The following is a 15,977-nucleotide window of genomic DNA, read 5'->3' on the forward strand; positions in this document are numbered from 1 at the left end:
TGTATTTTTTGTATTTTTTGTATTTTTTGTATTTTTTGTATTTTTTGTATTTTTTGTATTTTTTTAAAAATAATCCTCAAACTAAATTTACCAAAGTCGATATAAGTTATAGAAGTGGTTTTCTTTAAAAAACCATACATTAATTAACACAATCATTCATTCTAAAAGGAATTACACAATGAATCAGCGCGGTTTTACTCTCATTGAATTAATCATCGTTATCGTTATCCTAGGCATCCTAGCGGTTACGGCAGCACCACGTTTTATGGACATGCAAGCAGATGCTAAAGCTTCAGCTCTGGCAGGTGTCAAGGCTTCTTTAGAGTCTGGCGCGACATTGGTATATGCTAAGTCAGCAATCAAAGGCGAGGAACGAAAAACAACGGCGACTATCAACGTTTCTCAAAATGGCACAGCAAAAAACATTGATGTCGCATTTGGCTATCCAGCTGCAAAGAATATCAATATAGCAAAATTACAATATTGGATTGATATTGATACCAATGACTTTGATGTTGCTCCAATCGGAACAGCGGCATCTGCAACGAGTTTCACTGTATCTCTTGAAGCTCAGGGCTCATACGATGCGTCTGATGCAACAACTCAGTGCCATGTAATATACAACAACGCAGCTGATGCTAACTCATCACCGATTGTGGAATTAAAAACTGCCGGCTGTTAATTTTTAACAACGCTTAATAGTATTATTTATTAAAAGCTTAAGGGAAACCTTAAGCTTTTTTATTATTGATTCCGACTACAAATACTGCTTCAGGAAACCGCGCAGCATCCGATATATATATTGAAAACCAATGTTTAAGGATGAACATGAAACAGCGTGGATTTACTATCATCGAACTTTTCACAGTGATGTGTATTTTGGGTATTCTCGCATTAAGTGCATTATCTCGTCTAAATGACACCCAATCCTATACGGTAAAAGCTTATCAAGATCGTTTAATGGCCTCACTCAGAGCCGTCCAAACGAAAGCGATGCAAGATACTCGACCTAATTTTTGTCATCAACTTAACTTTACTTGGGATGACCCTCTGGCACCTGCGGATGATGCTTGGGGCATGCCTACGGATGATTACTCGGCAGGCAATGAAGCAGTAACATGTTCATCGACTATCGATGCCGCGGCAAACCCCAATATATCTTCACAACCCAGTGAGTTACAATCAGAAGGCCTAGTCATTAGTACCTTAGATGGCACCACTGCAGATATTACGTATATTCGTTTTACGGCATTAGGCAAGCCAGTTTCGTCAGCTGGGACATGTCAAAACACCTGTAAAATTTCTTTTGATACACTCAACACCACCGGCGTATGTGTCAATCAGGAAGGCTTGATATATGCGTGTTAAGCAATATGGTTTTACCCTGATTGAGATGATTGCAGGGATGGTCGTCTTTGGTATCGTTGCGACCATTGTTTCCACTTTATTACTCCCATTGAGCAAACAAAGTTTTGACCCTTTGTGGCAAACTCGAGCAGCAGAGATTAGTCAGTCACTGATTAATGAGATTTCAGCCAAAGCGTTTGATGAAAACTCGGATGTCATTGGTGGAGCGGTCCGTTGCAATGAGACCTCTGCTCCGGCATGTACGACTGCTGGTGGATTAGGTCCAGACCCATCCGAAACACGTGCTTCTTTCGACGACGTAGATGACTACCATGGATTGGCATTGAGTGGTTCCGGGATTGTGGATGCCATGGGTAATGCCCCTTTAGTCAACGGCGAATCTATCTACAAAGGTTTTAGTGCTGCAGTATCAGTAATTTACGATGATAATTTAGATGGCACTGATGATGATCCTGGAACAGGGTTGTATGTGGGTAACACTAAACTCATTACGATTACCGTCACGACTCCGAGCACAGATGAGATCAAAATTAGTATTTTAAGAGGTAACTTTTAAAATGTGCTTACTCATCTCCCTGTTTTCATTCGCAACGATAGAGCACTTCCCAAGCTCAGGGCTAGCACCTGAAAAGACGGTCCACAATGTGCGGAAACAATCTGGTTTTACGCTATTAGAACTCGTTTTGGTCATTATGATCTTAGGGATTTTAGGCGTAGGTATTAGTAGCTTTATGCGCACCTCAGTGTTGCAATACACGGGCTTTGTAGAGCGTACTCAACTGATTAATGAAAGCAGTTTTATTGTGCAACGCATCAACCGTGAACTCATGCATGCCGTTCCCAACAGTATCCGTATTACTGGAGATACCAGTGTGCATTGCCTAGAGTTTGTGCCCAACAAATGGGCGACTATTTACACTACTCTACCCTTGCAGCCCAGCGCTACTAATACTGTTGATGTCGTAGCAATGCAAGATATCAATGGCACTATTTTCAACCCTGTTATGAATGCTGATTTTGCTATCGTTTATCCTGTAGATAGTCATGACGTATATGACCTTACTCGAAATAAACGCCACTTAATCACAGCTTGCCAGGATGACGGTGCAGATACGAGCTGTGCGACAGCGGATGACCCAGATAACATTGTGGAATTAACCGTTGCGGATTCTTTTGCGGCGTCTTCACCGGCCTCTCGATTGTATATCGCTGATCGAGCGGTAAGCTACTGTGTTCGTGATAATAATATGTATCGCCATGAAACGGGGATAAATACCACGCAAACAGCATATACCAGTGGTGGTATTATGATTGCTCAAAATATTGTCAATACGCTTTCCGACGATCCTGTTGCTCAGACAGCAACGAGTGATGACCCATTCCGTTGGTACGATGCTACTTATCGCAGAAATGCATATTCCAGAGTACTTTTAGCTTTTGGCAAAGATGAACAAGTCATTTCTTTTGTGCAAGAGGTCCATATACCTAATGTTCCCTAAAACCACTTCCCTTGCCAAATTGACCCAACAACCTTCTTTACAAAGACAAAGAGGGAGCATGTTGGTACTTGCCTTGTTTATCATCATTGTGCTGGCGATGATGGGGGCAACGATGGTGAAACTTGTGATGGCAACATCACAAAGTGCCTTAACCGATAACTTTGGCATCAATGCTAAAAATACCGCACAAGTTGGTTTGGAAATGTTAGGGATGCAAACCTTTCCATTAAATACTCCTATCCAAGTGTGCGCTACGACAATTACGAGTCCCAGTAGTATGCAAAACATTCCGGGATTACAAAACTGCAGTTATACCGCTAGCTGCACCACAAGTGATGTCGTAAAAAACGGCGTTGACCATTATTTTTATCGATTTTCCAGCACAGGAACGTGTGTCATTGGCGAACAAATTGTCAGTCGCACATTGTCTGTTGAAGCTCTACAAACGAGGTAGTTATGTTACAAAGACTCATAGGGATATGTTTACTTGCTAGTTGTTCAGCACAAGCAGCTGTTGATTGGGAAAAGGTTTTTCCTGACGCAGTGACTGCATCAACTACACCCGCTAGTATTCACATAAATTCAGGAGTGGGTTTCTTAGGTACCGATGAATATATCAACTTTACGGATATTACGGATAATGCGAACAATGCCTGTCTTGGCATTTGCCAAAAATCGAATGAAGTGAGCCAAGGTCTGACACTACCAACGTTTCAAACAACTCAGACGAATATCATTGAAACCGTCGACGCTAACACAACGGTAAATATGGCAGGTGAGTATAAAAATCTGACGATTAACTCAAACAAAAAAGTGACGTTGAAACCTAATGGCGTTATCACTTTAATCAACACTTTCGAAGTGAAATCGAATGCTGAAATCACGATACATCCGGGTGTTTATTTTATTGAAACGCTAAATATCGCACGCGATGTCACCATTAATTTCGAGAAAAAAGATAATAAAGGGGTGTTATTTCTCACCAAGCAAGTGGACATTAATCGCAATGTCATCATTGGTAGAAATAAGCGCGATCCTTATCTGTTCGGCCTAGTGTCCTATGCCGATATCCAATTCGGTAGAAATGTAGAAATCTATGCCTTTATCTATGCAAAAAACAATGTACAAATCAGTCGTGAATCCAAATTTGAAGGAGCCGTTGCAGCTCCAAATCTAAATATTGGTCGTGATACTGACATCATCCTAAAAGCAGATGACCTAAAGGAACTCAAAAATTATGATACTTTTGATTTTTTAACCGCCAGTGCCTCTGTCTATACAACACCAGAATTAGAGAGTTATTGGGACTTTGATTTCATCGCGCCAAATGCCGACAATTATCCAGGCGAAAATAAAGTCTTAGATGCGATAGCGGATAATCATATCGAACTGATGATGGGTGCCGTCATACAAAATAATAGTCAGTATTGTGAAGGCGCTTTTCTAAATGGCGAAGGTGCACATTTCAAGATCAATAACCAAGAAACAATGCGCAGTCCCTCTGGAACGTTATCCTTCTGGGTCAAACCCTACGATTTAAGTCATACCTATGACACTAGCCATGGAGGACAATATTTATTCTCGATGGATTCTTTAGGCTTTGATACTGGTGGCCATTTTACTTCTTGGTTAGAAAGTGATGGTAGCTTACATCTGCGCTATCAAACGAATGCTAGAGATTATTTCATAGCAACAGATGACAGGCTTTTCGTTGACGACACCTGGGCATTTATTACAGTGACATGGGGCGAGGCAGGCGTCGTTCTGTATTTTAACGGCGAACAAGTGGGCAAAATTACGGGCGTTGATGCGACTTTGCGCAACAACAAAGAACCGATGATTTTTGGTGCAAACGCCAGAGTGAGTGAAGATGAAGCATCAACACCCGCCAAAATATATGATTATTTTCGTGGTGAATTTGATGACATAAAATGGTTCGATGGTGTAATGTCAGCCGCCGATATAGCAGCGTTAAAAATCGCGGAGAATGATTGTATTCCGACGACCAACAGTGGGTTAGTTGCTGAATACAGATTTGCCGATGATGATTGGACTGACCGGATAGAAGACACATCTGGCAATGCATTCCATGCTGCATACTCTGGCGAAATGCGTTTATTAACCCCGGTTAACAACATGTCCTGTGGCACCATGGATGTCCCACCCAATACCAATCAAAATACGCCTGACTTCCTAGATACTCCCGTAGATATGGATGATGATGTAGGTCCTGAAGGGACGATTTCTTTTTGGTTTAAATCGAATTCTGGCTGGCAAGACGAACGTGACAGAACGATTTTTGATGCGGTTCAAATCACTCAAGCAAGTACCAAACACCCTAATAATAAGTATTTTTACCTGCAATTACTTGAGGAAGGAAAACTCCAATTTGGTTATGAAACCAGTAATGATGCGGATACACGCTTTGAATCCCAAGCATTTAACTTCCCTGAGTTCACTTGGGTGCATGTCGCCCTAACCTACGATTATGATGACCGTGAAGTAGCGGTTTTCCTAAATGGTGAAGAGTACGATATGACCATGTGGAACCAAGATAAAAATGCCCGCTGGACAGGTATTATGCCTGATTATGGCAATATCGCGTTTGGCGATAACCGCACGGATTATATTACAGCATCATCCTCGGCTAACGGGCGCTTCGATGATATCCGTATTTATAATTTCAAACAAAATTCTGCTCAAATTAAAAATGATATGCTCAAAGCCGATCCCTGTGCTGTTTTATATGGTTATCGTATCACTCATCCAGACCAAGCGCTGACTTGTGACAGTGCTCCAGTCAAAGTCGAAGCATGTAAAAATGCCGATTGTTCAGAACTTTATGAACATGAAGTACAAGTGTCAATGTCTCCTACACCCAATGGTGATGATGAAGGTTTAACCTATAATTTCTCTCGTGAAATGACATTTGATATTGTGCATCGTACTGCGGAAACCAAAACGATTACTTTCACCCCAATGCACCATGCAAAAGCGGATGAGTTGACGAATACCTGTAGTAACAATTGTGAAATTGAGTTTGTTGATGCGGGTTTACAAATGTACATCAATGATACCCCCCCACAATACAGTTCGACATCTCCATTACAGTATCAGATTACCAAGTTTGCACATGTTGGCGGCAGAGATTTAGGTAATGTAAAAATGCGTGCAGTGCGAGACAACAATGGCGTATGTGAAGCCGCATTAGTGGGTCAACAAAACGTTGATTTGACCTATTCATGTTATTCGTACAATGCTTTGGGTCTGCCAGTAAAAGGATGTGCAGTTGGGTTTGGGCCATTTGCCAGAGACACTCGTGCACGTGATATCACTAACACCGCGCAATTAACTTTTGATGTCAATGGTACAACGACTTTAACAGGATTTACTTTAGCAGATGCGCAAAACTTTACTCTCAAAGCACACATCAATAAAGATGGTGCAAACCTGCAATCGAATATGTTAGATATCGAGTTCATCCCTGAGGGTATTCAACTAAGTCATGATATCGAAGATTCACATAAAGCAGGTGATACTTTTACATTCAAAGCACTGGGTTATGGTGAAAACCAAATTCCACTCCCTAGTTACAACTTTAATCGCTTAAGTGTAAAAGCAGACCGAGTCGCACCAGTAAACGGTCCTAGCTATGGGAGTTTCCGATTTTTCAATGATATGACGGTCAGTACTAACCCATTATTTGATTTGGCTGTCCCATTTACTAATTTCTTCGGCTCAGCGCTGCGTATGACGAATGGCCAATTTGCATATGATGAAGCGATGTTTAACGAAGTAGGTGCGTTTGAGGTGACATTTACTGATCAAAGAACCTATGGCGATATTGTTTCTAATACCTTGCAAATCGGGCCGTTTACCCCTGCATATTTTGATGTGGAAGCCGTATATACACCGATTTTTGCTGACGCGTCTTCAGGGTTCACCTATATAGGCCAACCGTTTACCTTCGATATAGGTTCCCAGCCCAAAATCAAAGTCACCGCTTATAATGTGTTGGGAACTGTCGTGAATAATTATTACGATACGACCTGGGAATTAACGCCTACAGCAAGCTCAGTGTTAAATGACGTTGCATATGTGGATCAAAGCGGTACAGGTGTACCACTAACGCTAACATCCACCCCGACGGATCCGATCCTCACGGGAACTGATGTGGCTAATGGTGTCGGTTACATCGAGTTAAACAATATTGATTTGACCTATACCAAACAAGCCCTGCCCACCCCTGCATTCGCTACTGATATCAACATAGTACTAGATGCTGACTTTCTTACGGATACCCATGGTGTTTGTTATCAACCTAGCTATCCGAATGGTTGTGCTGACTTTACATGGACCAACGTTAGCGGTACCGAACAACGCTACGGTAAACTACAACTAGAAAACACCTTCGGCCCAGAAAATGTCGATTTGCGGTTGCCAATGCAGGCACAATATTTTACCAATTTAGGCTGGATGACGAACACCCTCGATAATTCGACAAATATCAGTATGCAACAAACTCTAGGGCAAATTACATTAGCACTGCACAACAGTGAAAACGATGTACTCGGATCATTTACCACGATAGCGAGTAGTGGCACATTGATGAACGGTTTCTCAAAAAACACTGATTTAACATTTACCGCACCTGATCTAAAAAGCGCTTTGCAAGTAACTTTGCACCCAAATGTCGGTTCACCTGATTGGGCAAAATATCTGAATATCGACTGGGATGGCGATGGTGATATAGATGCTGATGACAAACCGTCCGCGACGATTAATTTTGGTATTTATCGAGGCAAAGACCGGAAAATAAATTTCCGAGAAGTCATGCCATAAACACCCAATAAACGTGTTAAATGCACCAAGAACCGCTTTGCTTTGCCCGCAAAAAAATGATGCAGGTGAAGATAAGCGGTTTTTTTATAAAAAATCGCCGTAAACCACAAAAAATATATGCAATAACATGCAACTTGCCATAAAATGATTGGTCATACATTAAATAAAAAGAATTCTTACAGGCCTATCATGTTCAAAAAGCTACGCGGTATTTTTTCCAATGATCTGTCCATTGACCTTGGCACAGCTAACACACTGATTTATGTCAAAGATCAAGGTATCGTACTCAACGAGCCTTCTGTTGTGGCGATTCGTAAAGAGCGTGTTGGTTCACCTCGAAGCGTAGCTGCGGTAGGTAGTGAAGCAAAGAAAATGCTGGGGCGTACACCTGGAAATATTGAAGCTATCCGCCCGATGAAAGATGGCGTAATTGCTGACTTTAATGTCACCGAAAAGATGCTGCAATATTTTATTAAACAAGTACATGACAACAACTTTTTACGCCCTTCTCCTCGGGTTCTAGTATGTGTGCCTTGCGGTTCTACTCAGGTAGAACGACGCGCGATTAAGGAATCGGCAGAAGGGGCTGGTGCTCGTGATGTATATCTTATTGATGAGCCTATGGCTGCTGCGATAGGTTCAGGTTTACCCGTTTCAGAACCGACTGGTTCAATGGTTGTTGATATCGGTGGTGGTACGACAGAGGTTGCGATTATTTCCTTGAATGGTGTCGTATACTCTTCATCTGTGCGGATTGGTGGTGATAAATTTGACGAAGCGATCATCTCTTACATCCGTCGTAATTTTGGTTCACTAATTGGTGAAGCAACTGCTGAGCGTATCAAGCACGAAATCGGCGCAGCTTATCCAGGTGAGGAAGTCAAAGAAATCGAAGTGCGCGGACGTAACCTAGCCGAAGGTGTGCCGCGTAGCTTTACCTTAAACTCAAATGAGATTTTAGAAGCCTTGCAGGAACCTTTATCTGGCATCGTATCTGCGGTCATGGTGGCACTTGAACAATCGCCTCCTGAATTAGCCTCGGATATATCCGAGCACGGTATGGTACTCACCGGTGGTGGTGCATTATTAAAAGACCTAGATCGTTTATTAATGGAAGAAACCGGTATTCCGGTTGTTATCGCTGACGATCCACTAACTTGTGTTGCCCGTGGTGGCGGTATGGCATTTGATATGATCGACCTTCACGGTGGTGACTTATTCTCTGACGAATAAGATTTAGGGCAACTACGGTTGCCTTATTTATATTATGAAACCAATCTTTAAACGTGGCGCACCAATCGAAATAAGACTCTTTCTTGCTGTAGTTGTTGCAGTAGGTATGTTGGTAGCTGATGGAAAGTTTGCTACCTTTCAGCCTTTGCGTAACGTCTTAACTTCGATAGTTACCCCTATCCAATATCTTGCTAGCCTACCGACCTATTTTTTTACCGAAAGTAGCCAACGGTTGCGTTCCCAAGAAGAGTTAATCGCGGAACGTGACGCTTTCATCAATGAAATTATGATTTTACGTGAGAAAGAACAACGCTTTTCCATTCTAGAATCAGAAAATGCCCAACTACGTCGCTTGTTAGATGCGCCAGTAAAGATTAACTTACCGAAGACCGTCGCCGAGCTTTTAGCGGTTGATAATAATCCTTATGTACAACAGGTAGTGCTGAATAAAGGCACTCTCAATGGCACATTTACACGACAGCCGGTCATAGATGACAAGGGTGTCGTAGGACAAATTGTGGATGTCACTCCGACTTCCAGTCGCGTCTTATTTATCACTGATATTTCGCATGCGATTCCAGTTCGTAACCAGCGAAACAACACGCGCTACATCCTCAATGGTAGTGGTAATATCGACCAACTGTCCCTGAAATTTGTCCCACATAGCCATGACCTATTGGTAGGTGATATTCTGGTCACATCTGGGCTCGGTGGTATTTTTCCAGAAGGTTATCCAGTTGCGGTAATCGAGCAAGTCACTCGTGACGAATCACGTCCTTTTGCACTTGTCACAGCCAGCCCGTTAGCCCGTTTAGATAGTTTGCGTTATGTCTTATTACTTGGCAGCAGTGGCGTAATTGAGAATTCCAACACGGCTGAACGTCCGCAGTCAGATCTGTTAAGTGGTGCCAACAATGAATAGACGCTGGCCCATCTACCTAAGTATTTTTGTGGCATTAGTGTTAGAGACAACACCGATGCCTATTGGCATGAATATTTACCGCCCAGATTGGTTGTTGATGGTACTGATTTTTTGGAATACCGTATTACCTGAACGAGTAAATATCGGTATTGGTTTTTTAGCCGGTATCCTACTCGATGTCTTGCTGGGATATAGTTTAGGTCTGCATTCGCTGGCTTTTGCACTGGTACTATATGTTAGTTCGGCAAACCATCAGCGTATGAAAAACTATTCAATCTGGCAACAAACAGGTGTCATCGGCCTCATGACCGCATTTTATAGTTTATTGGTATTTTGGCTTCAGCATTGGCTTACTGATGCCTATTTCCACTTTAATTATTTCTGGCCAATCATAACGACTATGTTGTTTTGGCCGTGGGTATTTTGGCTCTTATATAGGGCCAAACAAAAGCTCATATTATAACTAAAATAATCCATAGTAAGCACCAACAGGAGTCGTGTCATGAGTGGTGAGTTATTAATCAATGTTACCCCTTCAGAATCTCGAGTTGCGCTGATAGAAAATGGGATCCTCCAAGAGATCCATATTGAGAGAAATACCAAAAGAGGCTTAGTTGGCAATATTTATCGCGGTAAAGTATCTCGTGTATTACCTGGCATGCAAGCAGCTTTCGTCGATATCGGTTTTAGCAAGGCTGCTTTTTTGCACGCATCAGATATCGCTTATGTGCACACGATGGTGCCACTGATTACCAATAATGATTTACCGAAAAAAGATATTCGTGAGTTAGTTCGAGAAGGCCAAGAAATCGTAGTCCAAGTCGTCAAAGATCCATTAGGTACTAAAGGGGCTCGACTCACCACAGACATCACTATTCCATCTCGATATTTAGTATTTATGCCCTCTGTAGAACACGTTGGAGTCTCTCAACGGATCGAGGACGAAGCAGAAAGAAAAAGATTAGCAGATTTGGTCCAACCCTTGTGTGATGAAGACGGTGGCTTTATTTTACGTACTGCAGCCGAAGGCGTGAATGAACATGAATTAGTCCAAGATGCTCAATTTCTTAGGCGTTTGTGGAGCAAAATTCAAAGCCGTCTTAAAGCCAACAAAAATCATGTTTTATTCGAGGATCTCTCGCTTGCCCCTCGCGTCATCCGAGATTTTACAGGTACCGCTATAACCAAAGTACAAATTGACTCCAAACTCGCATTTAACGAACTCCTCGAGTTTACCTCTGAGTACGTACCTGAACTGACTGACAAATTAGAGTATTACACGGGTGAACGTCCTATCTTTGATTTATATGACGTAGAGAATGAAGCCCAGCGAGTATTGAAGCGTCGTGTAGATTTAAAATCTGGTGGTTACCTCATCATTGATCAAACTGAAGCTATGACAACCATCGATATCAACACCGGCGGTTTTGTCGGTCATCGTAATCTCGAAGAAACCATCTTTAATACCAATATTGAGGCAACTCAAGCGATTGCACGGCAACTGCGTTTGCGTAATTTAGGCGGTATGATTTTGATTGATTTTATTGACATGATTGAACCTGAACACCAAAAAAGAGTCTTACATTCATTGACCGTAGCCTGCAGTAAAGATCGCGCCAAGACCAATATTCACGGCTTCACCGCACTTGGGCTGATTGAAATGACCCGCAAGCGTACCCGGGAAAGTTTAGAGCATGTTTTATGTGAAGACTGCCCCGTTTGTGAAGGCAGAGGCTCGATTAAAACGGTCGAAACCATTTGCTTTGAAGTAATGCGAGAAATTGTCCGCGTCAACCGTGCTTATGACGCCGATAAATTTGTCGTTTACGCATCGCCGTTAGTTGCAGAAGCGCTAATGGGAGAAGAGTCACACTTATTAGCAGAAGTCGAAATGTTTGTCGCCAAGCAAATAAAGGTCCAAACTGAGCATTTGTACAATCAAGACAAATTTGATGTGGTTATGATGTGATATAATTTAAATGACGGTAGTTTTCTCTGCCGCTATTTTTTAGATAAAGGCAAAAATTGAAACAACCGAATACTTTGACCAACAGGATAATTAGTAGCTTATGGCGTTTTTTAGCCATCAGTTTGTTGGTCGTGGCCGTTTTATTGTCAACTGTTCGTCTTGGTTTACCCCACATTGATGAAGCCAATGACTACATTACTACATTTTTAGCCCAACGATTAAATGCCAATGTTTCTATTTCATCCATCTCAGCCGAATGGCAACAAGCCAGTCCTCAGCTAAAACTTAATCAGCTAGTGATTAGTGCCACTGACGGAACCGCAACTAACGTCAGGATTGATGAACTGTATGTTGATATCGATGTACTAGGTTCGATATTGAACCTGGCTTTTGTGACCAACAAATTTGAAGTGCTCGGTGCAGACATTGATATCCGTACAGATGAACAGGATGTAATAGACCGGGCCTTGGCTCCACAAACAGAGCAGACTAGTACGACACAGAGTCAGAACGATCCTTATTTAATTGGTGAATACAACGATAGTGAGCAGTCACCAACCTTATTTATAGAAGCCCTAAAGGATCTTGCACTAAACAAGCTTACCTACTTTTCTGTGATTGATTCTCGAGTCGCAATTAATAATCAACAACAAACCCATGAGATCCATATTCAACAACTCAGTTGGTTGAACCAGGGACAACAACACAAAGGGAAAGGTTTTGTTTCCTTAGAAAATAAACCAGACAATATTGCTTCAATTGCAGTTGATCTGACCGGTGATGAAGACGAATTACAAGGCCAGATATATCTCCAAACAGACAATATAGCTCTGGCATCTTTAACCCAAAACCTACTACCAGATACACTGTCAATAACAGAAAGCAATATCGATGGACAATTATGGGTTCATGTAGAAAATTCGCACATAAGTCACATAATCGGCAAGATCAACCCTAGTAAAGTCCTCCTACAGAACGCAACTAACGATAGTTTGTTATTGGGACTGACTCAGCTCAACTTTTTTGCTGAACCACACCATTCAGGTTGGCTATTTAACGCTAATGATATCGCGTTAAATATTGCCGATAAACCACTATCCTTGGCATTAGTGGGTAGTGTCAATCAGCACGGCAGTATCGATATACAGCTTACTGACACGATGAACATCGGGCTGTTAAATGACCTAATCCAATTCACTTCTACGCCAGAATCTGATCTACAAAATTCTTTAGTCATTGCGGCACCAGAGGCGTCTTTGACGAATTTAACAGCACACATAGCAGCACATGAGTGGTTCCTCAAAGCGCAGCTACTCGCCATTGATTTTGCAGAAACTGCGGTACCTGGCATACAAGATGCCGCTTTAAATGTAACGATACATGGCGCTAATAACAGGATCTCTGCTTTCGCAGATACTCAATTCAACGACAGTGTACTCATCACAGAAGCGTTAATCGGACAAAACTTGACGGCTGTCAGTGGCAATATTCAGACTTATATCACTATCGAAGACGGCGTACTCGAAGCCTTACATACTGAGGCTGATGTGACCTCTAATCTGACAGATATCGAACTCGTAGTGAAATATTTACCCCAGATGGAACAAAGCTTATCTCTAGTTAGTTCGATCAACCCTGAGCATGTAACACATTTGACGCAATTGTTACCCAAAAAATATCTCGGGCAAAATACCTATCAATACTTACAATCGGCTTTAGCAACATCAGCACAACCAGGTAGAGTTACCCAAGCCGATATATTATGGCATGGCAGTCCCAGCGAATTCCCGTACTCAGATAACGATGGGGTATTTCAAGCCAAAGTGAACGTTGTGGATACCCACTTTCTATTTGCACAAGGCTGGCCGAGCTTAACAGAACTGTCTTTGGAGCTATTTTTTGAAAACGCAGATCTGATGATGACAGCTCCGTCTGCGCAACTTATGGATGTGCGTGTTGACGAGTTAGTTGCGACCATTCCTGGGCTTTCAGGCGATAGTTTACTGACCATTAAGGCAAGTGCGGAAGGTACTGGATATGCCCTATCAGAAGTGATGAAAAACTCAAACCTACAAGACTCTTTGGGTAAATTACTGACTGAAAATATCATTATTTCTAATGAATTATCCGCTAATTTAGAGCTACAAATCCCTTTTTATGATGCGCCAATCGTAACCAAGGGAAGGGTTGAGCTCCCCAATAATTACATTGTTTTCAACGATATTGATACAACATTAAGCCAGACTACAGGTGCGATTACTTTTGTTGATGATACGGTCACAATCAGCGATTTACGAGCGAATCTCTTGTCACAACCCATTATTATTGATGCCAAAACGCAACGTCAAGACGACGCCTACGCAGTAGCAATCAGTCTAAATGGCGATTGGGATAGTGCAGCATTGATAGCCCAGCTGTCACCAACATACACCGCAGCGATTGAGGGTGCTGTTGCTTGGGAAGCGGACATTGATTTAGCTTTTTTAGCAGAGGGGTTTAATTATGATTTTTCCGTCACCTCAAACTTAAACGGCACACAAGTCAGCTTAGCGGCCCCGTTTAACAAAGCAAAAAATGAAAATACCCCCTTAGTTGTCCTAGGCAATGGCGATGAGAAAAACCTCAACCTGCAAGCGCAAATCGGTTCTGATATTAAGTTTGAAGGTGTCTTACCATATAGCGAAGGTCAATTTTCTAGAGCGCATTTAGCTTTGGGTGACTCAGATTTTTCAGGACTTGGGGTCGGTTTTAGTATTTCAGCAAACCTGCCAGAAATGTATGTGAATGAGTGGTATGAAACACTCGACATGTTGCTTAGCGGTATACAAAAACCGATTCAAAACAAAGGTTTATTTAATCAACCAGAACGCATTTTTATCGATACCGAAGCTTTGCATTTTGCCGGTCAGACGATACATAATGTCCAAGCAGTAGCGAAACAAGCAGATAACAATTGGCAAATTGATATCAATGCTGAAGAAGCACGGGGCAACGTTAAATTGTTTAATGACTGGTTACGTAACGGCATTGATATCACTGCTGATTTTATCAACCTTGATACTGTTAACTCCCCTGAGGATGAACAGTTAACCGAGGTTAACTTAGATATCCTGCGTAACTTACCCCCCATATCTTTTACTTGTGGTGCCTGTCAAATTCTGGGTAAAGACCTCGGAGAAATAAACTTAAGCGCCAAACCCACTGCTTCGGGTATGATCTTAGAGGAAATCTCGTTTAAAAACTCTCAAGGCATGTTACAAACCACTGGAGAGTGGTTATTTCCGACCCAGTCACCGATGGATTCGTCAACTAACGTAGCCGTCAGTGATATTGTTTCAGAGCGTTCTAACACGAACGCTCCAGCTTCTAAACATCATGATGACAAAAGCATACTTGGCTCAACTAGACTTGAAGGGACACTCACAAGTAAAGATTTTGGTCGTTTTTTAAATGACTTTGGCTTAGAAACAGGAATGCGTGACTCAGCTGCTAACTTCGAGTTTACTGTCAATTGGCAAGCCGCACCCTATGCGTTTAACTTTGATACTTTGAACGGGGCGGTTGATTGGCGTTTAGATGACGGTTATCTCACAGAAATTAGCGACCAAGGTTCCCGTATATTTACGGTCCTATCTTTAGATTCACTGATCAGAAAATTAAGTCTCGATTTTCGCGATGTCTTTGCCAAAGGGTTCTTTTATGAACAAATTACAGGCACGCTAGTCTTGGAAAATGGCGTTGCGATTACCAATGATACGGTAGTTGATGGTGGTGCCGGAGAGATTGAGATCGCGGGTTACTCCGACTTGGTTAACCAAGAGCTGAATTACAATATGGCTTTTGCACCAAATGTTACGGGAAACCTACCGGCCCTAGTGTACTTTATGGTAAATCCTCCCACCGCTTTAGCAGCATTAGCGGTGAATGAGGTACTCACCTCAGCTAAAGTATTTTCCAATGTTGAATATTCTGTGAGTGGGACATTTGCTGAACCGGTCATTACTGAGCTTGGTAGAAAAAGCGCTGAAATTCAACTCCCTGCTCGCCTACAACCAAGTTTGCCGGAAGAATCAGCACCTTTAACAGAATTAGACAAGCAAGGGATCCCTATACTGCTCCCCCCACCCAATAGTTAGTCGTCCTA

Annotated in this window: 11 protein-coding genes; all 11 read left to right on the forward strand. The window is 42.1% G+C overall.

What is annotated here, in order from left to right; all coding sequences use genetic code 11:
- The first annotated feature begins 178 nt into the window (after positions 1-178).
- The 11 genes from NLF92_RS14195 (at position 179) to NLF92_RS06920 (ending at position 15,969) form a co-directional block, all read left to right on the forward strand.
- Complete coding sequence (locus NLF92_RS14195) at positions 179-682, forward strand: prepilin-type N-terminal cleavage/methylation domain-containing protein (protein WP_284700383.1); 504 nt, start codon at positions 179-181, stop codon at positions 680-682.
- Between the two features lie 146 nt (positions 683-828).
- Positions 829-1,368, forward strand: a complete 540-nt coding sequence (locus NLF92_RS06875; protein ID WP_254100160.1) for a pilus assembly FimT family protein — start codon at positions 829-831, stop codon at positions 1,366-1,368.
- Positions 1,358-1,924: a type IV pilus modification PilV family protein gene (locus tag NLF92_RS06880; RefSeq protein ID WP_254100162.1), complete on the forward strand. Its 567-nt coding sequence runs from the start codon at positions 1,358-1,360 to the stop codon at positions 1,922-1,924. Before NLF92_RS06875 ends, NLF92_RS06880 begins: the two co-directional genes overlap by 11 nt.
- Position 1,925: 1 nt before the next feature.
- Positions 1,926-2,867, forward strand: coding sequence for a type II secretion system protein (locus NLF92_RS06885; RefSeq protein ID WP_254100164.1), 942 nt, complete (start codon positions 1,926-1,928; stop codon positions 2,865-2,867).
- Positions 2,857-3,321: a type II secretory pathway component gene (locus NLF92_RS06890; protein WP_254100165.1), complete on the forward strand. Its 465-nt coding sequence runs from the start codon at positions 2,857-2,859 to the stop codon at positions 3,319-3,321. Before NLF92_RS06885 ends, NLF92_RS06890 begins: the two co-directional genes overlap by 11 nt.
- A gap of 2 nt (positions 3,322-3,323) precedes the next feature.
- On the forward strand, positions 3,324-7,709 hold the full coding sequence (locus NLF92_RS06895; RefSeq protein ID WP_254100167.1) for a laminin G domain-containing protein: 4,386 nt from the start codon (positions 3,324-3,326) through the stop codon (positions 7,707-7,709).
- A 189-nt stretch (positions 7,710-7,898) separates the two neighbouring features.
- The gene (locus tag NLF92_RS06900; protein ID WP_254100169.1) at positions 7,899-8,942 is read left to right on the forward strand and encodes a rod shape-determining protein; all 1,044 of its coding nucleotides are present in this window, start codon (positions 7,899-7,901) and stop codon (positions 8,940-8,942) included.
- Between the two features lie 34 nt (positions 8,943-8,976).
- Positions 8,977-9,864 carry a rod shape-determining protein MreC gene (mreC, locus tag NLF92_RS06905; RefSeq protein ID WP_254100172.1) on the forward strand — a complete coding sequence of 296 codons (888 nt, stop codon included), beginning with the start codon at positions 8,977-8,979 and terminating at the stop codon, positions 9,862-9,864.
- Positions 9,857-10,327 carry a rod shape-determining protein MreD gene (gene mreD / locus NLF92_RS06910; RefSeq protein ID WP_254100174.1) on the forward strand — a complete coding sequence of 157 codons (471 nt, stop codon included), beginning with the start codon at positions 9,857-9,859 and terminating at the stop codon, positions 10,325-10,327. The genes mreC and mreD overlap by 8 nt, the downstream gene beginning before the upstream one ends.
- Before the next feature lie 39 nt (positions 10,328-10,366).
- Positions 10,367-11,833, forward strand: coding sequence for a ribonuclease G (gene rng, locus NLF92_RS06915; protein ID WP_254100176.1), 1,467 nt, complete (start codon positions 10,367-10,369; stop codon positions 11,831-11,833).
- Positions 11,834-11,889: 56 nt separating this feature from the next.
- Positions 11,890-15,969 carry a YhdP family phospholipid transporter gene (locus tag NLF92_RS06920; RefSeq protein ID WP_254100178.1) on the forward strand — a complete coding sequence of 1,360 codons (4,080 nt, stop codon included), beginning with the start codon at positions 11,890-11,892 and terminating at the stop codon, positions 15,967-15,969.
- Positions 15,970-15,977: the final 8 nt, after the last annotated feature.

This window comes from Opacimonas viscosa, assembly GCF_024199005.1.
Classification (GTDB): domain Bacteria; phylum Pseudomonadota; class Gammaproteobacteria; order Enterobacterales; family Alteromonadaceae; genus Opacimonas; species Opacimonas viscosa.